Source organism: Duganella sp. OV510 (assembly GCF_900100205.1).
Taxonomy (GTDB): domain Bacteria; phylum Pseudomonadota; class Gammaproteobacteria; order Burkholderiales; family Burkholderiaceae_D; genus Rugamonas.
Genome location: NZ_FNEQ01000001.1, coordinates 1,220,149 through 1,246,633, shown reverse-complemented (window position 1 = coordinate 1,246,633; position 26,485 = coordinate 1,220,149). Strand labels below are relative to the sequence as shown.

23 protein-coding genes and 1 tRNA gene are annotated in these 26,485 nt (G+C 59.9%); 16 read left to right on the top strand and 8 right to left on the bottom strand.

Going from position 1 to position 26,485, the window contains the following annotated elements:
* Window positions 1-304: 304 nt before the first annotated feature.
* A complete protein-coding gene (locus tag BLS51_RS05815; protein WP_090176783.1) occupies window positions 305-859 on the bottom strand; it encodes a flavodoxin family protein in 555 nt (184 codons plus the stop codon).
* Window positions 860-1,159: 300 nt separating this feature from the next.
* Between BLS51_RS05815 and BLS51_RS05810 the strand changes: the two genes are divergently transcribed.
* The 3 genes from BLS51_RS05810 to BLS51_RS05800 all read left to right on the top strand — a co-directional run bounded on the left by BLS51_RS05810 (window position 1,160) and on the right by BLS51_RS05800 (window position 4,561).
* Window positions 1,160-1,852 (top strand): DUF3334 family protein, encoded by a 693-nt coding sequence (locus tag BLS51_RS05810; RefSeq protein WP_090176789.1) that lies wholly within the window; start codon window positions 1,160-1,162, stop codon window positions 1,850-1,852.
* A 389-nt stretch (window positions 1,853-2,241) separates the two neighbouring features.
* Window positions 2,242-4,428: a TonB-dependent receptor gene (locus BLS51_RS05805; RefSeq protein ID WP_090176792.1), complete on the top strand. Its 2,187-nt coding sequence runs from the start codon at window positions 2,242-2,244 to the stop codon at window positions 4,426-4,428.
* 57 nt (window positions 4,429-4,485) lie between these two features.
* Window positions 4,486-4,561 (top strand) — tRNA-Asn (locus BLS51_RS05800).
* A gap of 65 nt (window positions 4,562-4,626) precedes the next feature.
* Here the strand turns inward: BLS51_RS05800 and BLS51_RS05795 are convergent.
* Together BLS51_RS05795 and BLS51_RS05790 are read right to left on the bottom strand one after the other, a co-directional pair.
* Window positions 4,627-5,403 (bottom strand): hypothetical protein, encoded by a 777-nt coding sequence (locus tag BLS51_RS05795; RefSeq protein WP_090176798.1) that lies wholly within the window; start codon window positions 5,401-5,403, stop codon window positions 4,627-4,629.
* Window positions 5,404-5,522: 119 nt separating this feature from the next.
* Window positions 5,523-5,852, bottom strand: a complete 330-nt coding sequence (locus tag BLS51_RS05790; RefSeq protein WP_090176801.1) for a DUF2322 family protein — start codon at window positions 5,850-5,852, stop codon at window positions 5,523-5,525.
* Window positions 5,853-5,996: 144 nt separating this feature from the next.
* Between BLS51_RS05790 and BLS51_RS05785 the strand changes: the two genes are divergently transcribed.
* Together BLS51_RS05785 and BLS51_RS05780 are read left to right on the top strand one after the other, a co-directional pair.
* Window positions 5,997-6,338 (top strand): YciI family protein, encoded by a 342-nt coding sequence (locus tag BLS51_RS05785; RefSeq protein ID WP_090176805.1) that lies wholly within the window; start codon window positions 5,997-5,999, stop codon window positions 6,336-6,338.
* An 83-nt stretch (window positions 6,339-6,421) separates the two neighbouring features.
* Window positions 6,422-7,300: a class I SAM-dependent methyltransferase gene (locus BLS51_RS05780; protein WP_090176808.1), complete on the top strand. Its 879-nt coding sequence runs from the start codon at window positions 6,422-6,424 to the stop codon at window positions 7,298-7,300.
* A 6-nt stretch (window positions 7,301-7,306) separates the two neighbouring features.
* Here the strand turns inward: BLS51_RS05780 and BLS51_RS05775 are convergent, their stop codons facing one another.
* Window positions 7,307-8,320, bottom strand: a complete 1,014-nt coding sequence (locus BLS51_RS05775) for a glycoside hydrolase family 43 protein (RefSeq protein WP_090176811.1) — start codon at window positions 8,318-8,320, stop codon at window positions 7,307-7,309.
* 11 nt (window positions 8,321-8,331) lie between these two features.
* A complete protein-coding gene (locus BLS51_RS05770; protein ID WP_090180545.1) occupies window positions 8,332-9,819 on the bottom strand; it encodes an MFS transporter in 1,488 nt (495 codons plus the stop codon).
* A gap of 204 nt (window positions 9,820-10,023) precedes the next feature.
* On the opposite strand from BLS51_RS05770, the gene BLS51_RS05765 reads away from it, so the two are divergent.
* Entirely contained in the window at window positions 10,024-10,728 is a 705-nt protein-coding gene (locus BLS51_RS05765) for a glutathione S-transferase N-terminal domain-containing protein (protein ID WP_090176816.1), read from the top strand.
* A gap of 4 nt (window positions 10,729-10,732) precedes the next feature.
* Here BLS51_RS05765 and BLS51_RS29215 read toward each other — a convergent pair whose 3' ends face one another.
* Entirely contained in the window at window positions 10,733-11,620 is an 888-nt protein-coding gene (locus BLS51_RS29215) for a hypothetical protein (RefSeq protein ID WP_139168653.1), read from the bottom strand.
* 102 nt (window positions 11,621-11,722) lie between these two features.
* Here BLS51_RS29215 and BLS51_RS05755 point away from each other — a divergent pair, with 102 nt between their 5' ends.
* The 4 genes from BLS51_RS05755 to BLS51_RS05740 all read left to right on the top strand — a co-directional run bounded on the left by BLS51_RS05755 (window position 11,723) and on the right by BLS51_RS05740 (window position 17,991).
* Window positions 11,723-12,550, top strand: coding sequence for a M15 family metallopeptidase (locus tag BLS51_RS05755; RefSeq protein WP_090180548.1), 828 nt, complete (start codon window positions 11,723-11,725; stop codon window positions 12,548-12,550).
* A 98-nt stretch (window positions 12,551-12,648) separates the two neighbouring features.
* Window positions 12,649-16,257: a type VI secretion system membrane subunit TssM gene (gene tssM, locus BLS51_RS05750; RefSeq protein WP_090180553.1), complete on the top strand. Its 3,609-nt coding sequence runs from the start codon at window positions 12,649-12,651 to the stop codon at window positions 16,255-16,257.
* Window positions 16,254-17,222, top strand: a complete 969-nt coding sequence (gene tagF / locus BLS51_RS05745) for a type VI secretion system-associated protein TagF (protein ID WP_090176828.1) — start codon at window positions 16,254-16,256, stop codon at window positions 17,220-17,222. Before tssM ends, tagF begins: the two co-directional genes overlap by 4 nt.
* Window positions 17,223-17,235: 13 nt before the next feature.
* The gene (locus BLS51_RS05740) at window positions 17,236-17,991 is read left to right on the top strand and encodes an OmpA family protein (protein ID WP_090176832.1); all 756 of its coding nucleotides are present in this window, start codon (window positions 17,236-17,238) and stop codon (window positions 17,989-17,991) included.
* Here BLS51_RS05740 and icmH read toward each other — a convergent pair whose 3' ends face one another.
* Together icmH and tssK are read right to left on the bottom strand one after the other, a co-directional pair.
* A complete protein-coding gene (icmH, locus tag BLS51_RS05735) occupies window positions 17,992-18,774 on the bottom strand; it encodes a type IVB secretion system protein IcmH/DotU (protein ID WP_090176835.1) in 783 nt (260 codons plus the stop codon).
* Complete coding sequence (tssK, locus tag BLS51_RS05730; protein WP_090176838.1) at window positions 18,771-20,117, bottom strand: type VI secretion system baseplate subunit TssK; 1,347 nt, start codon at window positions 20,115-20,117, stop codon at window positions 18,771-18,773. Before tssK ends, icmH begins: the two co-directional genes overlap by 4 nt.
* Before the next feature lie 169 nt (window positions 20,118-20,286).
* Here tssK and BLS51_RS05725 point away from each other — a divergent pair, with 169 nt between their 5' ends.
* From BLS51_RS05725 to tssH, 6 genes are all read left to right on the top strand, one after another.
* Window positions 20,287-20,868: a tetratricopeptide repeat protein gene (locus tag BLS51_RS05725; protein ID WP_090176841.1), complete on the top strand. Its 582-nt coding sequence runs from the start codon at window positions 20,287-20,289 to the stop codon at window positions 20,866-20,868.
* A 10-nt stretch (window positions 20,869-20,878) separates the two neighbouring features.
* Window positions 20,879-21,379: a type VI secretion system contractile sheath small subunit gene (tssB, locus tag BLS51_RS05720; protein ID WP_090176845.1), complete on the top strand. Its 501-nt coding sequence runs from the start codon at window positions 20,879-20,881 to the stop codon at window positions 21,377-21,379.
* A gap of 1 nt (window position 21,380) precedes the next feature.
* Entirely contained in the window at window positions 21,381-22,868 is a 1,488-nt protein-coding gene (gene tssC / locus BLS51_RS05715; RefSeq protein WP_090176848.1) for a type VI secretion system contractile sheath large subunit, read from the top strand.
* Window positions 22,869-22,895: 27 nt separating this feature from the next.
* Entirely contained in the window at window positions 22,896-23,387 is a 492-nt protein-coding gene (locus tag BLS51_RS05710; RefSeq protein ID WP_090176851.1) for an Hcp family type VI secretion system effector, read from the top strand.
* Between the two features lie 73 nt (window positions 23,388-23,460).
* The gene (gene tssE / locus BLS51_RS05705) at window positions 23,461-23,922 is read left to right on the top strand and encodes a type VI secretion system baseplate subunit TssE (RefSeq protein WP_090176854.1); all 462 of its coding nucleotides are present in this window, start codon (window positions 23,461-23,463) and stop codon (window positions 23,920-23,922) included.
* A complete protein-coding gene (gene tssH, locus BLS51_RS05700) occupies window positions 23,919-26,480 on the top strand; it encodes a type VI secretion system ATPase TssH (protein WP_090176857.1) in 2,562 nt (853 codons plus the stop codon). Before tssE ends, tssH begins: the two co-directional genes overlap by 4 nt.
* The last annotated feature ends 5 nt before the right edge of the window (window positions 26,481-26,485 follow it).

The window sequence follows — 26,485 nt, the reverse complement described above, 5'->3', positions numbered from 1 at the left end:
CCACATCAACTTTTCGCCAACGATGCCACGGCAGCAACCATACGGTCTCGGTATTAGGTCAGTTTTTGAGGGCTACGGCGGCAGCGGCTGGCAAACCGTTGCGTTTCTTCGACTTGGTGGCCATCAGCTTGCCGGAGCCCCGTTCTGTTAATCCGCAGGCCCCTGGTTCGAGTCCAGGTCGGGGAGCCAGAATTTAAAAAAAGGCCTACTCGTTCACTCACGTAGGCCTTTTTTGTGCCTTGAATTCAGGTGGAAGATGCGGCGGACGCACATAAATTGAAGATGCGCCCGTGTTCGGGGAGGGTTACTTGGCCAAACGCGCAGCCACTTCAGCGATGCGCTTGCCGTAGGCTTTGGCGGTGTCCAGGTCGCCTTGTGGGATTTCGTCGACGCTGGCGTCCGATGGCGATTGCACCAGCAGGCCTACCGAGCCGCCGAGGTTGTTCAGGTCGGTGCGCTTGGCGGCCTTGGTGTTGGCCGGTGGCAGGCCCAGGCTGACCCAGATGCCGCCATGCTGCGACGCCAGCGTCTGCAGAGCGATCAGCGATACCTGTTTGTCGCCGCTGAAGCTGGCGCTGTTGGAGAAGCCACCAAACACTTTGTCCTGCCAGCCGCGCGTGAACCAGACCTTGGAGGTTGCGTCGGCGAATTTCTTGAACTGCCAGCTCGGGCTGCCCATGTAAGTCGGCGCGCCAAACACGATAGCGTCCGCCGCCGCCAGCTTTTCCCAGCCGCCTTCCGGCAGATTGCCTTCCGCGTCGATGGCCAGCAGTTCGCCGCCGGCGCCTTCGCCCACATACTCGGCCACGCGCTTGGTGTGGCCGTAGCCGGAATGGTAGACAACAATAATCTTGCTCATAAAATCTCCTGGTGGATGGCGAATTGGAAGTGTATCGGACCGATACCGGACTGATAAGTACGCACCCCAAGGTTAGTATTCCGCGCTTCTCTACCGCAATCTGCCTAAAGACCGGGTCTTGCCCTTCCACAGCCGATGTCACGGCATTCATGGATTTTGCATTTTTGCACGAAAAATTCACAGAACTATAGATTCCGGTGGACGGGAATCTTGCACATGGGTATTCTGAATCCTGCTTCCCGACGGTCTGTCAGACGGGGAATGAAGCTTTCATCTTTAAATAAGTAAGGTAGAAGAATTATGAGCGGCGAAAACGACGCGATTGTCTACGGCACGGAAGACCTGTTGGTCAGCCTGTGCAACTCGGTCACCCGGGTGTTGAACGTGGCAACGCAAAGCAAGGTGAATTACTCCGGCATGGTGCAGCGCATTACCAAAGTCGGCCTGAAGCCCGACATCGGCTGCTTCGTGCTGTTTGACGGCGGCTTTACCGGCCTGGTAGTGCTGAACTTCGCCGCCGACACGGCGATGGAAATCTACGAACGCTACATGCTGCACATGGGCATGCCGAAGTCGGAACTGGCCGGCTCGCACACTTCCGATGAAGTGTCCAACATCCTGGGCGAGCTGATGAACCAGATCGTCGGCGATTTCACCGGCAAGATCCGCCGCGAGCTGCAAACCAATATCACGCAGAATCAGCCGAAGATGCTGGTGCTGAACAAGCAGATCGTGCTCAGCGTCGATACGCCGCTGGACCGCCCGGAAATGCGCCGCGTCAGCTTCTACACCGAGAAGAGCAATATCTTCTACCTGGAACTGGCGATCGATCGTACCGAATTCATCCGCGTCAGCGACTTCGATTCCAGCGAAATCATCGACGCCGATGCGCTGCTGGAGCAGGAACGCGGTACGCATAAGGCGGCCAGCGCGCCGGCCGCCTCGTTGGTCGACGCCGACGCCGACGAGCTGCTCAAGTCACTCGGCATGTAACACCCTCCCACCCGGCCAGCTTCACGCTGGCCGTGCTGTTTTTGCGCCACACTTCTCCCCTCCGTGCCGTCCTGGCAAGCTTATCGAACTCACCATATTGTCGGATTGTTGACACAGCTAAGCCACTGAATATTCAGTTATTGTATATGCTTAACCGAATTTCTAACACTTAAATCCGTTTCAGATATATTCAGCTTGCAATACCCGCTATCAATAAATCAAAATATCGCCTTTCAAAAAAGTCAGTGCACTATTGATAGTTGCCGCGACGGCGTAGAGCCTTTGCGCTACCACGATCACGATAGATGACCGGGTAGTGACCTACAAAAAGAGAAAGCAGGAGACAACTGTTTCTAACTCTTTGCACTACATTTAAATCGGGAAATTTGATGATCAAACTGTCTAAGATGCACAAACGCGTACTGGCACTGGGCGCCATTCTGCCTATCGGTACTGCGCTGGCGCAAACTGAAGCCGTCGCCACCCAGCCACAGCTGGAAACCGTTACCGTGACCGCCCAGCGCCGCACGGAAAACATCAAGGATGTGCCGGTCTCCGTGACCCTGTTGAGCAATGAAAAACTGGACGTGCTGCTGTCGGGCGGCCAGGACATCCGTTTCCTGGCAGGCAAAGTGCCTTCGCTGAACGTGGAGTCGTCGAACGGCCGTACCTTCCCGCGCTTCTACATCCGCGGCTACGGCAACACCGACTTCTCGACCTTCGCATCGCAGCCGGTTTCGCTGATCTATGACGACGTAGTGCAAGAGAACGGCATCCTGAAAGGCTTCCCGGTATTCGACGTGGCTGGCGTGGAAGTGCTGCGCGGCCCGCAGGGCACGCTGTTCGGCCGTAACACCCCGGCTGGTGTGGTCAAGTTCGAATCGGCCAAGCCTAACCTGGACAAGATCGAAGGCTACTACAGCGCTTCGCTGGCCACCCACATGACCTCCAGCGTGGAAGCTGCTGCCAACATTCCGCTGTCGAGCGAATGGGCGATGCGCGTCTCGACGCTGCGCCAGCACCGCGACGACTTCGTCGACAACACCTATACCAAGCAGAACGATACACTGGAAGGCTACAACGAACACGCCGAGCGCGTGCAGTTCCTGTACAAGCCAAGCACCACCTTCAACGCGCTGTTCAATGTGCACGCGCGTTCGACCACCGGTAGCGCGCGCCTGTTCCGCGCCAACCTGATCAAGAAGGGCACCAACGATTTCGCTGACGGCTACGACTTCACCAAGATCTCCACCGACGGCCTGAACTTCCAGAACCTGACCACCAACGGCGCCAACGCCCGTCTGACCTGGGACCTGGGTTCGGTCAAGCTGTTCTCGATCACCGGCTACGAAGGCATCGACAACTACTACACCCGTGGCGACATCGACGGCGGCTCGCCAGCCAACCCGCCACGCTTCCCGGTGCAGACCGCCGGCGGCATCAAGCAGCTGTCGCAGTACAGTCAGGAATTCCGTGTTGAATCGAAGAATGCAGGCCCGCTGAACTGGCAGACTGGCGTGTACTACTTCAAGGAAAGCGGCACCGGCTTCAGCGACAACTTCGACAGCACCACCCAGCTGCAGACCTCGGACCTGACCAGCCACCAGAACAACACCGCCTACGCGGCGTTCGGTTCGGTGACCTACGATGTGTCGAGCGACTTCACGCTGCGTGGCGGCCTGCGTTACACCCACGACGAAAAAGACTTCCGCACCGTGAACGCCTGGAACGTCGACCAGATCGGCCCTAAGTCGGTGGACGTCAGCAAGAACAAGGCTAACTGGGATCTGAGCGGCACCTACAAGATCAACAAGGACGTCAGCGCCTACGGCCGCGTGGCGACCGGCTTCCGCGCACCGTCGATCGCTGCTGCTTCGGCATCGGTGCCGATCACAGTGGCGGATGCGGAAACCATCACCTCGATCGAAGCCGGCATCAAGGCCGACCTGTTCAACCGCCGCGCCCGCGCGTCGCTGAGCGTGTACAACTACGAGGTCAAGAACCAGCAGCTGACCGTGGTCGGTGGCACCTCCAACGTCACCAAGCTGATCAATGCTGCCAAGACCGCCGGCCGTGGCGTCGAAGCCGAGATCGAAGGCTTTGTGACCCCGGACTTCAAGGTCAGCCTGAGCGGTTCGTACAACCATACCGAGATCAAGGACCCAAGCCTGTACGCAGCGCCATGCGGTACTTGCACGGTGACCGACCCGATCGTCAACGGTCTGGCGTCGATCAACGGCAACCCGCTGCCGCAAGCTGCCAAGTACATCGTCAACGCTTCGGCGCGTTACAACTGGCCGCTGGCGAATGGCAACCTGTTCGTGCTGACCGACTGGTCGTATCGTAGCAAAGTCAACTTCTTCCTGTATGAATCGAAGGAGTTCACCGGCAAGGAAATGCTGGAAGGCGGCCTGCGCGTGGGTTACAACTGGGCTGACGGCAAGTACGAGCTGGCTGGCTTCGCGCGCAACATCACCAACACGCAGCGCATCATCGGCGGTATTGACTTCAACAACCTGACCGGCTTCGTCAACGAGCCACGTCAGTTTGGCGTGCAGTTCCGCGGCGGTTTCTAATAAATCGCCATTCAGCCTAGACAGCTGAAAAAGGGCCGTATATAATGCGGCCTCTTTTCCCTGATAGCTCAGTCGGTAGAGCGACGGACTGTTAATCCGCAGGTCCCTGGTTCGAGTCCAGGTCGGGGAGCCAGAATATAAAAAAGCCCAATCCTTACAGGTTGGGCTTTTTGCGTTTAGGAGATGTGTTTGATCAAATTAATGTTCGGGCAGATCGAATGGCTCGACCTTTGAATCATAGACCGGGGAGAACTGCGCTTCCGGCCCATCCAGCTTACCATTTGCCCAGTGGATTTCTTTATAGAGAAAAGGCGAACCGTCCGGTGACACCAGCAGTGTAATGATGGAATGATTCAAGTTTGGAGCGGTTGTCACCAACTCGCGGTCCAACATAACAATCGCGTCTGCTTGATCGATGACATAAGACCGACAAATATTTTCCCCGCATGGTGCCGACGATTCCTCAATGGATAAAATCGCTCCAGGGGCGAGCTCGCGCAGTCCCATATCGAGATCGACCTCCATGTCTGCCACGCCTTGTTCGCACCTGAATATATCGTTCCTGGTCTTTGTACAGCTGACCTTCCCGACAAGAATGGTTTCGTAGGCGTCCCTTACTTCACGATATTTTCTGGGTGTCGACGAAAAATATTCGTTAAATCCCGACGATGACTTTCCATTTTTCTCCAACAGCCGAACTTTGGTACGCAATCCGTCCTGCGCCTTCTCAAAAAGAACGACGTTTGCACGCTGATACGCCTCCAGTGTCGACGCGAGATTTTCTGGCGCCGGGAAAAATCGTCGGAAAAGTTTTGATTCGAGATGTGTCGGTTTTTCGCGGCTACCTAGCGCAGCATCGCAATCCGCCGAGCAAGGTACATCAGAAAAGCTTTGCACAGAAATTGTCTGAGCGAGGACCGGCAACGAGGTCATCAAAAAGAAAAAAGGGGCAAGCATCGCGGCGCAAGGGCGCATGATATTTCCTCGTTGTCAGATTACTGATAACGGCAGGATGGCATGTTGCGCTACGGGAATATGCTCAAATTGTCACCATGCTGGCAGGCGGAGGCTGGCCCCGACTGCCTTCGCCAAGCTTACAAGCCCTTCACTTGCAGGGTTTGATCTGGCGTTTTGATGTTGAACAGGCGATCGATGTTGGGATGTTTGCCTGGATTGGCGCGGGCGTCTTGCGTGTGTTCGGCATAAATCGTCAGACCGATTGCCGCTGCTTCGGGAGTAACCGCGCCCAGCGTTTCGGCCAGCCAGCAATACACGCGGAGCGATCCCGCCTGGCCTGGTTTGTTTTCGATCTTTGCCACCGAAGCGCCTGAATGGTCCACCAGTTCGATTGCTGCAACCGTATCCAGTACGGGAAGCAGAGCGAGGTTGTCGGAAAATTTATCGCTGAAGTTTGGTCGTTGCATAGGTACGCTTGCAAATGGTGATGTGGTTAAAAACGGTATTTTGTCACATCGGCGGCTGTTTGATTGGTCATGCACGGCCAGGCGAAGTATTCTTATTGTAATTGTCAGGGAGCGATTGGCGCTCTCGCTAGAGATATTCTCATCATGGCTAAATATCTGATTTCGTTTCCGAGTGCTGCGATGGTCGTGCCTGATGGCGAGTGGGATGAGGTGGTGCGCACCTCGCACGCTGTGATCGAGGAGGCCAAGGCGGCTGGCGTGTATGTCTTTGGTGGCGGCATCAATGAGGGTGTGGCGCCCGTTCTGGTATCGGCGGATGGCTTGGTGGAAGAGGGCGGCTATCCCTGGGCGCCATCGCTCGATGGCGGCTTCACCGTGCTTGAATTGCCGACGCGCGAAGATGCCGTCGAGTGGGCGGCACGAATTGCCAAGGCCTGCCGCTGCGCGCAGGAATTGCGCGTTTTCCAGTTTGATCCGGCGTCTTGATCGCCTGAGCTTGGGCTTTTTGCTTTTCAGCTCGGGCACCTGTACAGTATGATTTTTGCTACCTATCTAACAAGGGATTGCGCATGAGTCAGAAGAACATTGAAGTCACCATCCTGGAATCCCTGAACCATCTTCTGTCCAACCATCCCAGCCTGCTGCCTGCCGTGTACGACATCGTGCACACGCAACTGGGCCTGCCGAAGGACCGGCTGCCCTGGCTGACGGGACAGAACCGCATCCCGCTGGTCGATATCAATCAGTTCGGCTATGACCAGCAACTGGGCGTCGAGCACGACATCCGCAGCAAGTACAACTTTGAAGGCGACCTGGCGCGCATCTACGCCGAGAACAAGGGCTATCTGGTGCACAAGTGGCACCACTACATTCCGCTGTACGAGCGCTATTTCGGCGCCTATCGCGGCAAGCCGCTGCGCTTCCTGGAAATCGGCGTCAGCAAGGGCGGCAGCCTGCAGATGTGGCGCCAGTATTTTGGCGAGCAGGCGATCATTTACGGTATCGACATCAATCCGGAATGCGCGCAGCTGAACGGCATCGCCGGCCAGGTGCGCATCGGCTCGCAGGCGGATGCGGATTTCCTGGCTTCGGTGGTGGAGGAGATGGGCGGCGTCGATATCGTGCTGGACGATGGTAGCCACCAGATGGAGCATATTCCCGCCACGCTGAAGGCGCTGTTCCCGAAAGTCAGCGAAGGTGGCCTGTACATGATTGAAGACCTGCATACGGCCTACTGGGAGACGTTCGGCGGCGGTTATCGTTCACCACAGAACTTCTTCAGCACCATCGTGCAGGACCTGATGGATGACCTGCATCACTGGTATCACATCGACGGGCAGAAGGTGCCTGAAGTGAGCAACTTCTGCCCCGGCATCCACATCCATGATTCGGTGGTGGTGCTGGAGAAGCAGCGCGTACAGAAACCTTCGCGCTCGCTGATCGTCTGACCGAAACTACTTGCCACCGTACGGCGAGATGGTCTTGATGTTGCCTTGCTCGTCGTAGAACAACTCGGTCACCTTGACCGAACGCAGGTGGGTGATGCCTTTTGACAGGCTGCTGTCGTGGTAGTACAGGAACCAGCGGCCTTCAAATTCGACGATCGAGTGGTGCGTGGTCCAGCCAATCACCGGCGTCAGGATCTTGCCCTGGTAGGTGAACGGGCCGTATGGATTGTCGCTGGTGGCGTAGCACAGGAAGTGGGTGTCGCCGGTCGAGTACGAGAAGTAGTACTTGCCGTTGTACTTGTGCATCCACGGGCCTTCGAAATAGCGGCGGTCATGGTCGCCGGCCAGCAGCGGCTTGCCTTGCTCGTCCAGGATCTCCACCGCGCGCGGCGCTTCGGCCAGCGATTTCATGTCAGCCGACAGGCGCGCCACGCGGGCGGTCAGCGCCGGCTGTTCGTCGCTTGGCTCCTCGTTGCCTTCGGCATAGACGTTGTCGCGGTACTTCTGCAACTGGCCGCCCCAGATGCCGCCGAAGTAGATGTAGAACTCGCCCTGGTCTTCAAACACCGCCGGGTCGATCGAGTAACTGCCGTCGATCGGCGTGGCTTCCGGCGTGAACGGGCCGGCCGGATGGTCGCCCACCGCCACGCCGATCTGGAAGATGCCGTCCGCTTTTTTGGCCGGGAAGTACAGATAGTATTTGCCATCCTTGCGGGCCGCGTCCGGCGCCCACATCTGGCGCTCGGCCCACGGCACGTCTTTCACATGCAGGGCGACGCCGTGGTCGGTGACCGGGCCGTCCGGCGTGTCTTGCGACAGCACGTGGTAATCCTCCATGCCGAAGTGGTCGCCGTTGTCGTTGAACGGAATGCCGGCTTCGATGTCGTGCGATGGGTAGATGTACAGCTTGCCATCGAAAACGTGGGCCGACGGATCGGCGGTGTAGATGTGCGTGACCAGCGGCTGCGAGATGGCGTGCTGCAGGGCCTGTTCTTCGGCTGGCGTCAGTTGTTCGGACATGATGTACCTTATCAGTTGGTGGCGGCGGCGCGGCGGGCGAACAGGTCTTGTTCGATGGTGCGCTCGGTGGCCTTGTTAATTTTGTAGAAGTAGAGGATGGCCACGCCCAGCAGGAACGGGATCGAGGCGTAGATGCTGATCGATACGCGAATGCCTTCGGCCACCGTCTGCGATTGCTGCGCCAGCGTGCCATCGTAGCCGTAGCTGGACAGCAGTCCGGCGACCAGCGCGCCGCCGATGCTCAGGCCTGCCTTCAGGCCGAAGATCATCGCCGAGAACAGCAGGGCGGTGGCGCGGCGGTTGTTTTTCCATTCCGAGTAGTCGGCCACGTCGGCGATCATCGCCCACAGCAGCGGGATGGTGATGCCGTAGAAGAAGCCGTGCAGGATCTGCGCGCCGAAGATCAGGCTGATCGAGGTCGGCGAGAAACCGTAGAACACCAGCATGAAGAGGGTGGAGGCGAACAAGGTCAGCGCATACACGTCGCGCTTGCCGAAGCGGTCGGCCAGCGATTTGGAGAAGCCGATGCCGATAATCATGCACAGGATGCCGGCGCCGTTGAACAGGCTGAAGGCGGAGGTCGCCGGATCTTCCGGCCACTGGAACTTGGTCAGGCCAATGCCGTTCAACGCCGCGTTCAGGTGGACGATGAAGCCGTTGAAGCCGATATCGTTGAGGAACTGCGCCAGCGCCGCCTGTTGCAGGTAGTCCTTGAAGTAGTAGATGTACAGGCCGCCCTTGAGCGCCAGCGTCACGAATACCAGAATGGTCAGCAGCAGCATCACCACCCACGGCTTGTTGCTGAACAGGTCGACGATGTCCTGGCGCACGCTGGAGCGCTGCGCTGCGGTCGGCACGATACGCTCGCGCGTGGTGAAGAAGGTAATCAGGAAGCAGATGGTGCCGGCCACCGCGAAAATAATCATGGTGTTCTGGAAGCCAAGCACCTTGTCACCGCCGCCGAGGATCAGCACCAGCGGCAGCAGCAGCACCTGGATAATTAGCTGGGCGATCATCACCGCGACGAAGCGGTAGGCCGACAGGCTGTTACGCTCCTGCATGCTGCCGGTCAGCACGCCGCTCAGCGCGGAGTAGGGCAGGTTGTTGGCCGAGTAGACCAGCATCAGCATCAAATAGGTTAGCGTGGCGTAAATGATCTTGCCGCGCTCGCCCAGGTCCGGCGTGCTGAAGGCGAGGATGGCGATCAGGCCGAACGGCACGGCGGTCCACAGCAGCCATGGACGGAACTTGCCCCAGCGGGTGTTGGTGCGGTCGGCCAGCAGGCCCATCAGTGGATTGAAGCAGGCGCCCGCCAGGCCGCCGATGAAGATGATGGAGGCGGCGGCGTTGGCCGGAATCTTGTAGACGTCCGTGTAGAAAAACGCGATGAAGGTGAGCAGGGTCTGGAAGATCAGGTTGGCGGCCAGGTCACCCAGGCTGTAGCCGATCTTTTCCGTGACCGAGAGTTTGCCCGCTGGGCGAGAGGTGGCGTTGGTCATGATGTCCAATATTGTTGTGTCTGGCCGGGTCTCCACGGCGTTTACATGGTATTACCATGCTGCGTTGCGTCAAATGAATAGCGCAACCATTTCATTGTCACTTTTCTGCCAATTCACGTCAAGCGGATTAATTTCCTGCCGCCAGCAGGTTTTGCGCGCTTGGTGGATAATCGGCAGATCGTTCATTCTGAAAGTATCAGCATCATGGCAGACCTGACCGCATTTCCTATTACCGGCAAATGGCCGGCACAGCATCCTGAGCGCATCCAGCTGTACTCGCTGCCGACGCCGAACGGCGTGAAGGTGTCGATTGCTCTGGAGGAAACTGGCCTGGCGTATGAGCCGCACCTGGTCAGCTTTGAAACCAATGACCAGATGTCGCCGGAATTCCTGTCGCTGAACCCGAATAACAAGATTCCAGCCATCCTTGACCCGAATGGTCCGGATGGCAAGCCGTTGCAGCTGTTCGAGTCGGGCGCGATTCTGCTGTATATCGCCGACAAGACCGGCCAGCTGATTCCGAAGGAAGCCGCCGGCCGCTACGAAACCATCCAGTGGCTGATGTTCCAGATGGGCGGTGTTGGTCCTATGTTTGGCCAGTTGGGCTTCTTCCACAAGTTTGCCGGCAAGGAGTACGAGGACAAGCGCCCGCGCGACCGTTATGTGAATGAGTCGAAGCGTCTGCTGGGCGTGCTGGAGCAGCGCCTGGAGGGCCGTCAATGGATCATGGGTGATACTTATACGATCGCCGATATCGCCATCTGGCCGTGGGTGCGCAACCTGGTCGGCTTCTATGGGGCTGGCGATCTGGTGGAGTTCAGCAAGTTCACCAATGTGCAGCGCGTGCTGGAGGCGTTTGTTGCGCGTCCGGCCGTGGCCAGGGGCCTGGACATTCCAAAGCGCGGTTGATGTTCTAATAGGCCGGCGCGCGGCAGGCTGCGTCTGCCTCCCATCTGCCTGAGCAGATGCGCGAGCGGCATAGCATGCCCTCGATCAGCCCGAGCTGCTTGCAGCGGGCCAGCAGTTGCGCGGTGGTGTCGCCATTGTGGCGCTCGACGATGTCACGGCTACGTTCCGGCGCCACAATGGCCGGCTGGCCGGCGTGGGCGACCATGGCGGCGAGCAGGGTGACATCGGTGTCGTTGCCTGGCTGAGCCTGCGGCGCGCTGGCGGCCGCGCGTGCTGGCTTGTATGGCGCCGCACGCGCTGGCGACTGCGGCTGCTTCGCGGCGGCGTTGGCGATTGCAGCGGTGACGGCGGTTGGCGTTGGCACCGATGCCGATGCCGGTGCCGATGCCATCCCCGCCGCCACCGACGCCGATGTCCCCGCCGCCATCGACGCCGACGTCATCCCGGTCGCCACCGACGTCGTTTGTGCCGCCACTTCCGTTGTCGCTATTTTGCCCGCCGACGCGGCTGGCCAAGCGCCACCATCTGGCATGGCGCGTCCATGCATCGCTGTTCTGGCATCCGCAGCTTCATTGACGATGGTGGCCGCTTGATCGGCTGAAGTCTCGCTGCGGGCATGACGGGCTGCTTTTGCCGGTGCTGCTGTGCTGCGCATCGTCTCCCTGTACCGGAAGCTCTCCGGTGTAATGCGCTGATCGTGCATCAGCCACGCCACGCTGCACATCAACAATAGCAGCAAGCATAAACCTATCGTCCAACCATCGACGGACCAGGCAGCGGCGCGCACGGTGACAGCGGGCGTTCGAGGGCCATGCTCCAGCTGTGCCAGTATGCGCTTGTCCTGCGCCGCGCGCGGCTTGCCGCCCATCAGATCCGGTTTCGACGTCTCCACAATATCTCCCTCGCATTTGATCTGGCCGGCATCGCTGTGCTGCGAACGGCCTACGATGAAGTGTCCTGTGTGTGGCGTCGGCCCGTTTTGATGGAGCGCACCATGTTTCTCTTTTCTATGCTGCTGTTCTTTGCGCTGACATGTTTCTGCGCCTGGCTGTTGTTGTTTCCGGCCGGCCGTGAAGTAGTAATGCAATCACTCGGCGCGGCCGGGCGATGCATGGGCAGGCATCTGCGTGGCGGCGCGCGGCAAGGAATGCAGCAGGCCGGCGCCTTGGGACGCCATGCAGGGAGCACGCTGCAATCGCTCAAGCATCGCTGGCCGCTGTTGCTGGCTGCCTCGGTGCTGCTCAGCGTGCCGCCGTTGCTGGCCTGGGTCCTGAGCGGCCGCAGCATGCTGTCCGGCTATGACAGCGACACACACGCCATCAACAGCCAGATTGCGGGCCTGCTGCAAGGCGAGCAGCTGACTGCCCCCGCGCCACCGCCACCGGTGGCATTCACCACCGCCGAAGTCACGCTGGTGCGCCCGATGCTGGACAGCGCCAACCGCAACTGGCAACTGCTCGACCCGGCCTTCGCGCAGCGCCTGATGCTGGTGTTCAGAATCATGAAGGAGCGCCACGGTTACGACATGGCGCTACTGGAGGGCTATCGCAGTCCTGAACGTCAGAATGTGCTGGCCGCAGCCGGCTCCAGCGTCAGCAACGCCAAAGCCTTCCAGAGTTATCACCAATTCGGTCTGGCGGCCGACTGCGCCTTTCTGCGCGACGGCAAGCTGGTGATTTCCGAAAGAGATCCATGGGCCATGCGGGGCTACCAGTTCTACGGCGCGGCCGCCGAAGCGGCTGGCCTCACCTGGGGCGGCCGCTGGAACATGATGGACTTCGGCCACGCCGAACTGCGCTTGCCAGGAACAGTAAAGAAGTAAGCGCCATTGTTCTTCCGCAAGAAATGCCTGCCTTGTTGGTGGCAACATTGATCGGTCCGCCCGTTGCCTGGGCGCCGCCGTCTTCGCCGGACATCACCATGCGCAGAATCTGGAGCTTCCTGACCGATAGCCGCAACCTGACCATCATCGGCCTGGTTGCAATGGCCGCCTTGTTCTACCTTGGCGCGCAGGCATTGGAGCTGGCCTTGCTATGGGCGCTGATCGCCAGCGCTGCCATGCTGGCGCTGATCGCCAGCGCTGCCATGCTGGCGCTGGTGGGCGTGGTGTGGTGCGGGCGCCGCTGGCATGCGCGGCGCGCATCGGAAAAACTGGGCCAGGCCATCGGCCAATCCGCCGATTCGTCGGTTGCCGAAGTCAAGGCCATCCGCAGCAGCCTATTGAAAGCGATAGAAACTATCAAGGGATCGAAGCTGGGCATGGTCTCCGGAAAACGGGCGCTGTACGAGTTGCCTTGGCTTGTCGTGATCGGCAATCCAGCCGCCGGGAAAAGCACAGCGATTAGTAACTCTGGCTTGCAGTTTCCCTTCGCCGACGGCAAGGTGCTGCAAGGCGTGGGCGGCACGCGCAACTGCGACTGGTTTTTCACCACAGAGGGCATCCTGCTCGACACCGCCGGCCGTTATTCGGTACAGGATGAGCACCGCGTCGAGTGGCACGGCTTTCTCGATTTGCTGAAGAAGCACCGCCGTCGTGCGCCGGTCAACGGCATTATTGTCGCCGTTAGCATTGCGGAACTGCGTGGTGACGATCCGGAGGCGGGCATCAAGCTGGCGCGCAGCCTGCGCAAGCGCGTGCAGGATCTGATCGAACGGCTCGAAGTGTTTGCGCCGGTGTACGTGGTGTTCACCAAGGCTGACCTGATCGCAGGTTTTGGCGAATTCTTCGCCCAGGCTGAACGCATGGAGCGCGAACGTGTGTGGGGCGCGACCATGCCATATCAGCGCAAGTCCAGCAGCCAGCAGGTACTCGCCTTTTTCGATCACGCTTTCGAAGAACTGTGCGATGGCTTGAAAGCCATGAGCATCGCCAACATGGGGCAGCAGCGACGCCAGCGCATGGAACCCGGCGTATTCACGTTTCCGCTGGAGTTTTCGACGATACGTGCACCAATCAGGTCCTTCCTTCTCACGCTATTCGAGGAAAATCCATTCCAGTTCAAACCTCTGTTCCGTGGCTTCTACTTTACCAGCGCTTTGCAGGACGGGATGCCGCAGAGCGAGCAATCGCAGCGCGTGGCCAAGCGCTTCGCGTTGACCGCGCCGGATGCGGCGGTCAGCGAGGCGGGGCATTCCGGATTCTTTCTGCTGCATTTATTCCGCAAAGTGATCTTCGCCGACAAGGATCTGGTGTCGCAGTACGCCAGCAAGAACAAGGTGAGGATGAAGTATGCAGCTTTCCTCGCTGCGTTACTGCTGCTGGGCGCATCGCTGGGCGGCTGGAGTTGGTCGTACATGGGCAACCGCCAACTGGTCGCCAATGTGCAGGCGGATCTCGATAAAGTCATCAAGCTGCAATCCAGGCGCCTGGATCTGCAATCGCGGCTGGAGGCGCTGGAGATTATCCAGGACCGCGTAACGCAACTGGAAAAGTACCGCGACGCACGTCCATGGTCGCTGCGCATGGGGCTTTACCAGGGCGAGACGCTGGAGCGCAAGCTGCGCGACGAATACTTTGCCGGCGTCAGGAGCGTGATGCTGACGCCGGTGGTGGAAAAACTGGAAGCTGTGCTGTCAGAGACGAATGCACCAGCCAACGTTGATGATGCTTACAACGCGCTGAAGAGTTATCTGATGCTGGCTGATAAATCCCACGCCGAAGCAAGCCATCTGAACGATCAGCTGCCGCGTCACTGGCGCGCGTGGCTGGAGCAGCATCGGGGCACGATGCCGCGCGAACAAATGATACAGAGCGCTGAGCGGTTGATGACCTTCTATCTGTCGCAGATACCCGATCCGGCCTGGCCACGCATCGAACTGCGGCTGGCGCTGGTGGACCAGGCGCGCGAAAACCTGCGCCGGGTAGTGCGCGGCATGCCGGCGCGTGATCGCGTGTATGCCGACATCCGCGCCCGTGCCAATACACGTTTCGCCGCGATGACGGTGGCGCGCATGGTTGGTGAGCAGGATCGGGGGCTGGTCACCGGCAGCCACGCGGTGCCAGGCGCCTTCACCCGTGAGGCCTGGGAGAGCTTTGTACAGGATGCCTTCCGCAACGCGGCCAACCGTGAACTGCAAAGCACGGACTGGGTGCTGAAGACCGCCGCCCGCGACGACCTGACGCTGGAGGGGAGCCCGGAACAGATCCAGAAAGGACTGGCTGAGCTCTACAGGGCAGAGTATGCACGCGAATGGCAAAAGCTGGTGCAAGGCGTGAGCATCGCCAATATGAATGGCTTTGATGCCGCCGTAACAGCGATGAACCGGCTGGGCGATCCCCAGTCTTCACCTTTATCCAGGCTGCTGACGATGGTGCATCAGCAAACTTCATGGGACAACCCGAACGGGATGAACGAACAAGTGAAGGAGGCGCAGACAGGCTTCATCAACTGGATAAAATACAGTTTGCTGCGCCGTGCGCCGGCGCAGGTCAGCATCAATCTGCCGGACAGGCCGATGGGCGCAGTAGGGCGAGAGTTTGCCGGCATCGAAAAACTGGTGGCGGCCAGGGACAAGGATGCTACGCTGATGCGCGCTTACATGGACGTCCTGTCCAAGCTGCGCGGCCGGCTGAACCAGGTAAAGAACCAGGGCGACCCCGGACCGGGCGCGCGCCAGTTGATGTTACAGACGCTTGAAGGCAGCGGTTCAGAACTGGCGGACGCGCTGCGTTATGTCGATGAGCAGATGCTGGTCGGGATGAGCGACGCACAGAAGCAGACCATCCGTCCACTGCTTGTGCGGCCACTGATGCAGACTTTTTCGGTGCTGGTCGGGCCGGCGGAAGCGGAGATCAACAAGACCTGGCTGGCGCAGGTCTACGAGCCATTCCAGCAGACGCTGGTCAACAAGTACCCGTTCTCACCAACCGCACGCATCGAAGCAAGCAGCGAGGAGATCGCACAGTTCTTTGGTCCGGATGGACTGGTGGCGAAGTTTGCCAACGCCACGCTAGGACAACTGGTGCTGCGTCGCGGCGATGTGCTGGCGCCGCGTACCTGGGCCGACATGGGTATCACGCTGCCGCCACAAATCATCCAGCGTTTTCCAGGCTGGATTGCACCGATAGGAGCGGGCGGCGTGGCGTCCGCCGCGCAGACCGTGTTCCAGATTCAGCCGATGCCTGCGCCCGGAACCCTGGAGTACACGGTGGAGATAGATGGCCAGCAGCTGCGTTACCGGAATACTGCGGCACAGTGGGCGCATATGGTGCACCCAAGTCCGCAAGGCGTGGCCGGAGCGCGTATCACTGCGGTGGCGCTGGATGGGCGCAGCGTCGATGTGCTCAACGAGCCGGGAGAGCTGGGGCTGAAACGCATGATCGATGCGGCGGCCAAGCAGAAACGCGACGGTGGCGTGTTTGAACTGCGCTGGACCGGTGGCGGCGTTACGGTGGCGATGGGGTTGAAGATTATCAGCAGCCCGGACGCCACGGCAAGCCAGCCGCCGGACCAGGGCTTTCGCGGCATGCGGCTGCCAGACACGGTCGTCGGCACACCGCCACCAGCATTGGCAGGGGCCGTGCAATGAGTCGCGGACCTCAGGCGGCACGCATCGGCTATTTCGGCAAACTGCCATCCCGCGCCGATTTCATCAAGGCTGCGCATAATGTGGCCCTGGCTAGCCTGCTGGACGACTGGCTGGCCGACGTGATGAACCTGCTGAGTACCGATCCGCGCTGGAAGCTCAACTACGACGCCATGCAACCGCTGAATTTCGCTTTCATCGGCACGCGCAGCCGGCGCGCCATCGCTGGCTATCTGGCAGCCAGTAGCGACAGTTCGCAGCGCCGTTACCCGTTTCTGGCCATGAGTAGCATTGAAGTCGATGTGCCCAGTGGCTTTATCGCCAGCAGCCCGCTGGTGTTCGCACCGTTGTGGGATGAGCTCAAGCAGCTGGGTGCTGACGTGCTGTCCGTCGCCGATCCTGAGGCCGCACTACAAACCTTGTCCGCCACCCATATCCACATCGATCCCGCCGATGCGCAGCATGGGAAAATCTTCCTCGACTTCCTTGAGCGGCACAACATCGGCGCACTGGAAGCCATGCTGTCCAGCGCCTCCGTACGCCAGACCATCCTGGCGATAGGCTTGCTGTTGCAGCCAGTGCGCCGCAGCGGCGCGGGACGGCTGGACAAAAGCCTGGTGCTACCGTTGCCGCAGCCGGGGCGGCAACGCTACCTGGTCGCTGCCTTCTGGCTGGACCTGATCGCGCCTTTCCTGCTGCATGCGGACTTTGAACTAAGCCTGTTTCTTGCCGACCTGGCTGGCCAGCCATCGCTGGTTATCGGCTTTGGCGGCGCTGCACCGGAAACGCTGGCCGCCATCATTGATCCGCACAGCGCCGCCGAGCATCAGATCCGCTTTGACTATGCCGGCTGGGTTGACGAATTGATCGCCGGCGACCCGGTCGTGCAAAAATTCTCAGCTTACCTTGAGCAGGGACGGCTTTCGCTGCGCTCCGCTCAGGCGCTGTTCCATGAAACCTTTGGGTGAAAGGAGATCCGCCATGCACTTGAAGATCACAACCATCGTGCTGTTGTTGATGTGCGGGGGCAGCGCAGCGCAGACGCCGGGCCAGATCGTGGTAGCCGGCGCGGTGCCTGACGAAGCCAGCAAGGCCGCCTTGCTGGCCAATGTGCGTGCGCTGTACGGCGCGGAACGCGTCGTCGACCAGATGACAATCGCCCAGGTGTCACTGCCGCCCAACTGGAACAGCTACGTGCAAAAGCTGGTAGCACCCAATCTCAAGTTAATCAGCAAGGGCGAACTGAAAATCGACGGTACCACCGTCACCGTGCGCGGCGAGGTGGCGAACGAAGCGCAGCGGCAGCAGATTGCCAGCGACATCGCCACCAGCCTGAATCCCACCTACACAGTCAACAACGGCTTGCGGGTCAGTGCTGCGGAACAGAACCTGCTGGACGATACGCTGGCTAAGCGCATCATCGAATTCGATAGCGGCAAGGCGACGTTGACGCAAGCCGGCCAAGCCATCCTCGACGAGATGGAAGTTGCGCTGCACAAGGTCAGGGACAAGAAGGTTGAAGTGATCGGGCACACCGATAATGTCGGACCTCGCGACGGCAACCTGGCACTCAGCCAGGCACGTGCTGAAGCGGTGCGCGGTTATTTGTCAGGAAAAGGAATCAGCCAGCAAATGGTGCTGGTGTCTGGCCAGGGACCAGATCGCCCCGTGGCAGATAATGGCACGGCAGAAGGCAGGGCGCGGAACCGGCGTATTGAATTCCGCGTGGCGCAGTAATCAAGGCAGGGTAATCGTGACATAGGCCGGGCGTGGCGCCAGCTTCACCAGGCCGGAGTACGCCGCCAGCGTATCTTCCGTGGTGTGCGATAACGATGCGTCCAGCCCAATATAGGTGACCAGACCGGTCACGCCAAACATTGCCGATACCGCCCACAGCGAAGCATTGGAGCGTAGCTTGTGCACGATCTGGTCCGGCCGCTCGGCTTGTGGCGCGAAGCCTTTGCTCTTGCCTTGCATGTGCGCGATCTCGTCGCCCAGGCGCGCGGTCAGGTACGCCAGCTTGTCGCTGGCATCCACTGCGTATTTGCCGCGAAAGCCGATCAGCAGGCACATATGGAAAACCTGTAATGCCGGCAGCCGCGAGCCGCCGCTGCTGCGTAGCGCCTCCAGCTGGTCGAAAAAGTGCTCACCCGCTAGCTGATCGCCAAAGATCACCAGTTGTAGCGGGCGGCGTTCCCATGCCGGCCGCATCGGAAATTGCGACGACAGGATGATTTCATCCAGCGCGGCACAGAATGCATATTTGGCCGCATCGATGTCGTCACCCTGCGCGCGCAGCTTGCGTGCTTCGCGGTCAAACTCCGCCAGGTAGGCTGTAATGGTGTCGAGGAAGGGCGCTTCGGCCGGCGGCATGCTGCCGTTTTTCAGCATGAATAGCAGGTAGAAGCCTTCCTGCAGCAGATCGAGCAGGGTGTGCACGTGACCGTAGCCGGCCTGGATCTGCTTGCGCTGTCCGCCCATCAACGTGGGAACGGCGCGGCGTTCAACCTGGGAGCTCATGCTGCCACCGCGATCAGGTTGAGGCGCAGGTCGCGTATGCCTGCTGGTACGTAGATGGAGATTGACTGCGCTTTCAGCATCTGTTCATACAACATGCCTTTGCCCTCCAGAGCGAAGTAATAGGTGTCTGGTTGAATCGGAATCGCTGCGGGGACCTGCGGCGCGTGCGTCAGCTTCACGCCGGGCATCGCCGACAATACGCATTTTTCCACATCGTCCGGCGCGCCGACCTTGACACGCAGAGGCACTATGTCGACCAGTTCCAGCGCCGGCAGCGCGGCGCTGACAGCAAGGTACAGCGTGGTGCGCTGATCGATCTTGCCGGAGTCGAGCTTGCCCAGATGGTAGCTTGGCTTTTCCTCGGTGAGTGCGATGGCGAAGTATCTGGTCGAGATGACGGTATCCAGCAGGTCGCGGATGATATCGTCCAGCGCGCAAAAGCAGAGTGCCAGATCTTCGTGCTGGTAGCTGGGCAGGTCGATCAGTGCATAACGCTTGGAGTAGGTCATCAGCGAGCCGGCCAGCGCAAGCAAAGCCTCAAACAGCCGCTCGGGATGCAATTGGGGATGGCGTGCATAGTGGGTCAGCACCGCCGCCGACGTGCTGACCGTGTGCAGCAGCCAGAAGGACGATACGTCGCCGGAGCGGAACTCGATGACATTGCGGCCCGGCTCGCGCATATGGCCTTGCAGCGACTGTACCTTGGCCTGCAAGGCATCCAGCAGCCGATCCAGCAGGACCTTGAGTGCTGGCGCGCTGGCAATTGACAGGCCAGGTGGAATGAATGCGGGATCTGGCTCGAAGCCTCCTGTTACCATGCGCCGCAACCGTATCACCGGCACGCATTCGAACGCGCCCAGCGGCTCAAGGTCTGATATCAGCCGTACCGCGCTTTTGAGGAAGATGACGTCAGTGTTGACTGCTTGTGTGTAAAGGTCAGCGATTTCACTGCTGTTCTGGCCATAGCGCGCGCCGTTGTGCGGCTCGCCGAAGGACGCCGCGTTGCCACCGCCAGGTGCCAATGAGGGCAGGGCGGCATGCCATGTCACTTCCATCACATTCGTGGGGATGCGTGACAAGTCTATCGCTAACGGCAGCGGAATGCTGAAGGGCGCGTCGATGATTTCGCCGTCGCGGAAGATCAGGGATAGCGATTCCAGCTTCAACTTGCCGGCCCTCAGCGCATCGAAATCCCAGCTTAGTTCGCGCACGCCCCATGAATAGGGATGCAACGCCTGCGTGGTGTGACGCAGGCGTGCTTCGTGATACTGATCCTGTTGCTGGAAATGTTGGGGGCGCAGGAACAGCCCCTCGCCCCAAAGCACCTTGGATGGAATGCTCATGCCGTCTCCTTTATCCGATCAGTCATTAGAACGAAAGCGCTACCGGCGCAGTTTGCGAAGACGCAAGCAAAGAGAAAAGAAGACGGCGCTTGAGTAAGCGCAATCGGTAGCTCCGGTATTTCATGAATACTGGCCATCTTCTCATCCGCTTATGCAAAAGGAGAAACCGATGCGCATATCAACATCAATGCTGTCCTGTATCGCGAGCCTGCTGCTGTTGTCGGGCTGCGCAACGGATGGCGCGGTCATCCGCGCCGATAAACCAGCCATCCAGCCATTGGACCGCGCATTGGCGGAGGCCGATGCCGCGTTGGCTGTAGGCCAGGCTGACAAGGCACAAGTCATCCTGAGAAGTGCTGCTGGCAACTACCCGGCAGACAAAACTCCGTGGCTGCAACTGGCGCAGATCAAGTTTGACCGCGCCAGCTATGGCGAAGCAATCCTGAACGCGCAGGAGGCGTTGCAGCGCGACCCGAGCGACAAGCTGGCTAATAGCATCATCGCGGTCAGTGGCCTGCGCCTGTCAACCAAGGCGCTGGCGGATCTGAGCCAGCAGAACAACCTGAATGGTTCCTTGCGGTCCGAAGCGCAGGAGCTGGCCAGGCTGTTACGCACCAGTCTTGGCGAAGATGTGCTGGTGCCCACTGCGATAACCGCTGCACGCAAGCCCGCAGCGCCGACGCCGACCAGAAAAGGCCAGGCGGCCAAGACCAACAACCAGGCGAATGATCCATTCGGCGGACTGAAATAAAGGAGCTTGTATGGCTAACGGTGACAGCATTCAAAAGCGTCTGACCAAGGTGCGCGCGCCACGCGTGCAAATGACCTACGACGTGGAGATCGGCGATGCGATGGAAAACAAGGAACTGCCGTTCGTGGTAGGCGTAGTCGGCGACTTCGGCGGCAACTCCGATGTGGAGAAGAAGCGCCTGAAAGAGCGCAAGTTCGTCAACATCGACAGCGGCAATTTTGATGAGGTTCTGGCCGGCGTGGAGCCGGTTGCACGCTTCCAGGTGCCAAACCAGTTGAAGGACGATGACAGCAGCTTCAATGTCGAACTGCGTTTCAGGTCGATGGCCGATTTTCGCCCGGAGTCCGTGGTGCGTCAGGTCGAGCCATTGGCCCGGCTGCTGGAGGCGCGCGGCAAGCTGGCAGACCTGCGCAACAAGCTGGCCGGGAACGACAAGCTGGAAGACATTCTGAGCGATGTACTGAACAACACCGACAAGCTGGCCCGCCTCAAAGCCGGCAAGGGAGACTGACATGTCGGCACAAATCATTCCCGCCGCAGCAGCCGTGACGGTACTGGAAGGAGACAGCCTGCTCGACCAGATTGTTGAACAGAGCAAGGTTGCCAAGTCCAGCGTGGAACACGAGCGTGCCAAGGACATCATCACGGAACTGGTGAATCAGGTACTGGACGGTACGGTGGTCGTCTCCAACAACCTGTCGGCCATGCTGGACGTACGCGTAGCGGAACTGGACCAGCTGATCTCCTCGCAGCTGAGCGCCATCATGCATGCGCCGGCATTCCAGAAGCTGGAGAAAAGCTGGACCGGCCTGCATTACCTGGTAAAGAATTCCGTCACTGGCCAAGGACTGAAGATTCGCATGCTTAACGCCACCAAGCGCGAACTGGTCAAGGACTTCCAGTCTGCACTGGAATTCGATCAAAGCACGATGTTCAAGAAAATCTACGAAGAAGAATTCGGCACCTTCGGCGGCGCGCCGTATGCAGCGCTGCTGGGCGATTTCGAAATATCGCGCCAGCCGGAAGACATGTATTTCATCGAGCAGATGTCGCACGTGGCGGCCGCTTCGCACGCCCCGTTCATCGCCTCTGCTTCGCCCGAGCTTTTTGGCCTGGAGAGCTATGGCGACCTGGCCAGGCCACGCGACCTGTCGAAAGTGTTCGACACAGTGGAATACGCCAAATGGAAAGCCTTCCGCGAATCCGAAGACGCACGCTACGTCGGCCTGACGCTGCCACGCTTTCTGGGCCGGCTGCCGTTCAATCCGGTTGATGGCACCACAGTGGAAGGCTTCAACTTCGTCGAAGAAGTGGATGGCACCGATCATCAGAAGTACCTTTGGTGTAACGCTACGTATGCTTTCGGCGCCAAGCTGACCAAGGCATTCGACGACTTCGGCTGGTGCGCGGCGATACGCGGCGTGGAGGGTGGCGGCCTGGTTGATGACCTGCCGACGCACACCTTCAAGACTGGCGAAGGCGAGGTGGCGCTCAAATGCCCGACCGAAGTCGCCATCACCGACCGCCGCGAGAAGGAATTGAGCGACCTTGGCTTCATCTCGCTGGTCCACTGCAAGAACACCGCGTACGCCGCCTTCTTCGGCGCGCAGTCGGCGCAGAAGGCGAAGAAATACACCAGCGAAGCGGCCAACGCCAATGCCGTGCTGTCCTCGCAGCTGCAGTACATTTTCGCCGTCTCACGCATCGCCCACTACATGAAAGCCATGATGCGCGACAAGGTGGGCAGCTTTGCCGCTGCATCGAATGTCGAGGATTTTCTCAATCGCTGGCTAATGCGGTATGTGCTGCTGGACGATAACGCCAGCCAGGAACAAAAGGCGCAGTTCCCGCTGCGCGAAGCGTCGGTGCAGGTGCACGAGGTGGCCGGGCGGCCTGGCGTGTTCCGCGCCGTGTCTTTCCTGCGTCCGCATTTTCAGCTTGATGAACTGTCCGTTTCACTCCGTCTGGTCGCGGAGCTGCCGCAATCGACCAACCACTAATCCCAACAACACTGAGAGGAGCATGCAATGGCAATCGACGTATATCTGTACATTGACGGTATCAAGGGCGAATCGAACGATGACCGTCACAAGGACTGGATCGAGTGCAAGTCGGTCAGCTTCGGCGTAGAACAGCCCAAGTCCGCGACCGCTTCCACCAGCGGTGGTCACACGGCCGAACGTTGCGAACACCGGGACATCGTCATCTCCAAGCTGGCCGACCTGTCTTCGCCCATCCTGCTGCAGACCTGTTCCGCAGGCCGGACCATCCCCAAGGCCAAATTCGAGTTCATGCGCGCCGACGCCCAAGGCGAGCGCGTAAAGTACTATGAAATCGAGATCGAAAATGTGCTGATCGGCGCCGTCTCGCCGGCGGTGGATGAAGGCGACATCCTGACCGAGGACGTGGCCCTCAAGTTCTCCCGGATCAAATGGAAGTACACGCAGCAGAAAATCAGCGGTGGCGCCGGTGGCAATACCTCCGGCGGCTGGGACCTTGCCGCCAACCGCGTGGTCTGACTATTTCCCCCCCCGGCGCCCGCAGCGCTTTATGGCCAGGCCGCCCGGCCTGGCTTCTTTTTGAAAGCACCTGATGAATGGCTTTGCTCCCGGCCTGATGGACCGGCTGCTCGGCGACCATGATCGCCCTGTCTCACTCGAACAATACAAGGACAGCGTGGCGCGCGACCTGGAAGACTTGTTGAACACCCGCTGCGCCGTGCCGGAAGAGTGGATGCGCGCCTATCCCGAATGCACGCGTTCCATCGCCAATTATGGGCTGGTGGATTTTGCCGGCATGTGCCTGAGCAGCGCCGATGACCGCGCACGTATCTGCGCCGCGCTGAAGACGGCTATCGAGCGCCACGAGCCGCGCTTGCGCAACGTGCAGGCCCGCCTGGAACGTGAGGCGGGCGACATCAACCGCGTCAGCTTTGCCATCTACGGCACGTTGGCCGGATTGTCATACACCGAAGCTGTGAGCTTTGACGCGGTGCTGCAACCGTCATCGCTGCATTACTCCATCAACCGCAGCACGCGCGGAGCCAGAAAATGAATCTGAAATCGCTGATCGGCAAGCTGAATGACACCACCCGGCTGGCGGCCACGCGCGCTGCCAATATCTGCGTGGGACTGGGGCAGCATGAGGTGGAGGTCGAACACCTGTTCCTGGCTTTGCTGGAGCAGGAACGCTGCGACGTCGTGCTGATCGCCCGCGCTTGCGGTGTGGAGATCGCTGCGCTGGAGGCGGATCTGCATCGGGAAATCAGCCAGTTCAAGACTGGCAGTACGCGGACGCCGGTGTTCTCGCGTCATTTGCCGCTGCTGCTGGAACATGCATGGCTGATCGCATCGCTGGCGACATGGCCAGGCCAGATCCGTAGTGCGCATCTGCTGGTGGCCCTGCTCACCGAGCCCGAACTGGAACAACTGGCGTTGCGCGCGTCACCGCAGTTTGCGCGTATTCCCATCGACGAGGTCAAGCACCAGTTGGAGAAGTACACGCGAGAATCGCAGGAAGAGATCGTTGCGCCGGAGGCGCCAGTCGCTATCACGCGCTCGCCCGCGCTGGACCAGTACACCACGAGCCTGACGCAGCAAGCGCGTGAAGGCCGGCTGGATCCGGTAATTGGCCGCGAAGTTGAAATCCGCCAGTTGATCGATATCCTGCTGCGTCGCCGCCAGAATAATCCCATCCTCACCGGCGAGGCCGGCGTCGGCAAGACGGCGGTGGTGGAGGGCCTGGCGCTGCGCGTCGTAACAGGCGACGTACCTGCGGTGCTGAAAGACATCGCGATTCACACGCTGGACATGGGCCTGTTGCAAGCCGGTGCCAGCGTCAAAGGCGAGTTCGAACAACGACTGAAGAACGTCATTGAGGAAGTGAAGCAAAGCCCTCAGCCGATTATCCTGTTCATCGACGAAGCACACACCATCATTGGCGCCGGTGGTGCTGCAGGCCAGAACGATGCCGCCAATCTTCTGAAGCCTGCGTTGGCGCGTGGCGAACTACGCACTATCGCTGCGACCACCTGGAGCGAGTACAAAAAATACTTCGAAAAGGATGCCGCGCTGGCCCGGCGCTTCCAGGTGGTGAAAGTGGAAGAGCCCAGCGAGGACATCGCCTGCGCCATGCTGCGTGCGATGGTGCCGCTGATGGAACAGCACTTCGGCGTGCGTATTCGTGACGAGGCGGTGATCGAAGCAGTGCGCCTGTCGCAGCGCTACATCACTGGACGGAACTTGCCGGATAAAGCGGTCAGTGTGCTGGATACAGCTTGTGCCCGGGTGGCGCTGGCACAAAGCGGCACACCGGCATTGCTGGAGGATGCGGCAAGGCAGATGGACCGTATCGCCGCCGAAATCGCCGCCGTGCAGCGCGAGACTGATCAGGTCCATCAGCATCAACGTCTTCAGCATCTGCAAGCCACCCACGCCGCACTGGAGGAAGAGCATGTGCTGCACACCGCACGCTGGCAGCGGGAACAATCCATCGTTGCGACCATCATCCGTCAGCGAGCACAGGGCAGTGACACGGCCGCCAGCCGTGCGCTGAAGGACGAACTGGCCACACTGCAGGATGAAACGCCGATGGTGCCGCTGGAAGTCGATGGCGCCATCGTCGCTGCCATCGTCTCCGGCTGGACTGGCATACCGCTGGGGAAAATGGTCAAGGACGAGATCCGTACCGTGCTGACCTTACAGGATGCGCTGCGGTCCCGCATCCTTGGCCAGCCACACGCGATTGCCGCTATCGTGCAGCGGGTCCGCACTGCGCGCGCCAATCTCGACGATCCGGACAAGCCCCAAGGCGCGTTCCTGTTTGTCGGCCCATCGGGCGTCGGCAAGACGGAAACCGCGCGGGCGTTGGCGGACTTGCTGTACGGTGGCGAGCGAAAAATCATCACCATCAACATGAGCGAGTATCAGGAGGCGCACAGCGTCTCCGGCCTCAAAGGATCGCCTCCCGGTTATGTCGGCTACGGCCAGGGTGGCGTGTTGACTGAAGCTGTTCGTCGCCAGCCCTACAGCGTGGTGCTGCTGGACGAAATCGAGAAAGCCCACCCCGACGTGCTGGAAATTTTCTATCAAGTGCTCGACAAGGGAAAGCTCGACGATGCCGAAGGCCGCGAGATCGACTTCCGCAGCACCATCATCATCGCCACTGCCAACGCTGGCTCGGCGATCATCATGCAGGCATGCCTGAACAACGACACGCCGCCGCTGCCGGAAGAACTGGAAACGCTGTTGCGTCCCCAGTTGACCAGGCATTTCAAGCCTGCCTTCCTCGGCCGGATGAAAGTGGTGCCTTACTATCCAATTCCAGATGACGTACTGAAGGAGATCATTGCACTCAAGCTGGCGCGCATCGGCCAGCGCATCCGCGCGCAGCATCATGCGGAATTCAGCTACGACGCCGCGTTGCTGGAGGCCGTGCTGGCGCGTTGCACAGAAGTCGATTCAGGCGCGCGCAATGTCGACCATATCCTCAATGGCACGCTGCTGCCGGAAATCGCGCAGGCGGTGCTGGAGCGGATGGCGCTGGAAGAGGGCATCGCGTACATCAAGGCCGGCGTGACCGGCGAAGGGCAATTCACCTACACCATCGAATAGGAGGC

Excerpts from the sequence above, each read along its gene's own strand:
- BLS51_RS05815 (WP_090176783.1), bottom strand. The coding sequence starts at position 859 with ATGAGCAAGATTATTGTTGTCTACCATTCCGGCTACGGCCACACCAAG.
- BLS51_RS05810 (WP_090176789.1), top strand. The coding sequence starts at position 1,160 with ATGAGCGGCGAAAACGACGCGATTGTCTACGGCACGGAAGACCTGTTG.
- BLS51_RS05805 (WP_090176792.1), top strand. The coding sequence starts at position 2,242 with ATGATCAAACTGTCTAAGATGCACAAACGCGTACTGGCACTGGGCGCC.
- BLS51_RS05795 (WP_090176798.1), bottom strand. The coding sequence starts at position 5,403 with ATGCGCCCTTGCGCCGCGATGCTTGCCCCTTTTTTCTTTTTGATGACC.
- BLS51_RS05790 (WP_090176801.1), bottom strand. The coding sequence starts at position 5,852 with ATGCAACGACCAAACTTCAGCGATAAATTTTCCGACAACCTCGCTCTG.
- BLS51_RS05785 (WP_090176805.1), top strand. The coding sequence starts at position 5,997 with ATGGCTAAATATCTGATTTCGTTTCCGAGTGCTGCGATGGTCGTGCCT.
- BLS51_RS05780 (WP_090176808.1), top strand. The coding sequence starts at position 6,422 with ATGAGTCAGAAGAACATTGAAGTCACCATCCTGGAATCCCTGAACCAT.
- BLS51_RS05775 (WP_090176811.1), bottom strand. The coding sequence starts at position 8,320 with ATGTCCGAACAACTGACGCCAGCCGAAGAACAGGCCCTGCAGCACGCC.
- BLS51_RS05770 (WP_090180545.1), bottom strand. The coding sequence starts at position 9,819 with ATGACCAACGCCACCTCTCGCCCAGCGGGCAAACTCTCGGTCACGGAA.
- BLS51_RS05765 (WP_090176816.1), top strand. The coding sequence starts at position 10,024 with ATGGCAGACCTGACCGCATTTCCTATTACCGGCAAATGGCCGGCACAG.
- BLS51_RS05755 (WP_090180548.1), top strand. The coding sequence starts at position 11,723 with ATGTTTCTCTTTTCTATGCTGCTGTTCTTTGCGCTGACATGTTTCTGC.
- tssM (WP_090180553.1), top strand. The coding sequence starts at position 12,649 with ATGCGCAGAATCTGGAGCTTCCTGACCGATAGCCGCAACCTGACCATC.
- tagF (WP_090176828.1), top strand. The coding sequence starts at position 16,254 with ATGAGTCGCGGACCTCAGGCGGCACGCATCGGCTATTTCGGCAAACTG.
- BLS51_RS05740 (WP_090176832.1), top strand. The coding sequence starts at position 17,236 with ATGCACTTGAAGATCACAACCATCGTGCTGTTGTTGATGTGCGGGGGC.
- icmH (WP_090176835.1), bottom strand. The coding sequence starts at position 18,774 with ATGAGCTCCCAGGTTGAACGCCGCGCCGTTCCCACGTTGATGGGCGGA.
- tssK (WP_090176838.1), bottom strand. The coding sequence starts at position 20,117 with ATGAGCATTCCATCCAAGGTGCTTTGGGGCGAGGGGCTGTTCCTGCGC.
- BLS51_RS05725 (WP_090176841.1), top strand. The coding sequence starts at position 20,287 with ATGCGCATATCAACATCAATGCTGTCCTGTATCGCGAGCCTGCTGCTG.
- tssB (WP_090176845.1), top strand. The coding sequence starts at position 20,879 with ATGGCTAACGGTGACAGCATTCAAAAGCGTCTGACCAAGGTGCGCGCG.
- tssC (WP_090176848.1), top strand. The coding sequence starts at position 21,381 with ATGTCGGCACAAATCATTCCCGCCGCAGCAGCCGTGACGGTACTGGAA.
- BLS51_RS05710 (WP_090176851.1), top strand. The coding sequence starts at position 22,896 with ATGGCAATCGACGTATATCTGTACATTGACGGTATCAAGGGCGAATCG.
- tssE (WP_090176854.1), top strand. The coding sequence starts at position 23,461 with ATGAATGGCTTTGCTCCCGGCCTGATGGACCGGCTGCTCGGCGACCAT.
- tssH (WP_090176857.1), top strand. The coding sequence starts at position 23,919 with ATGAATCTGAAATCGCTGATCGGCAAGCTGAATGACACCACCCGGCTG.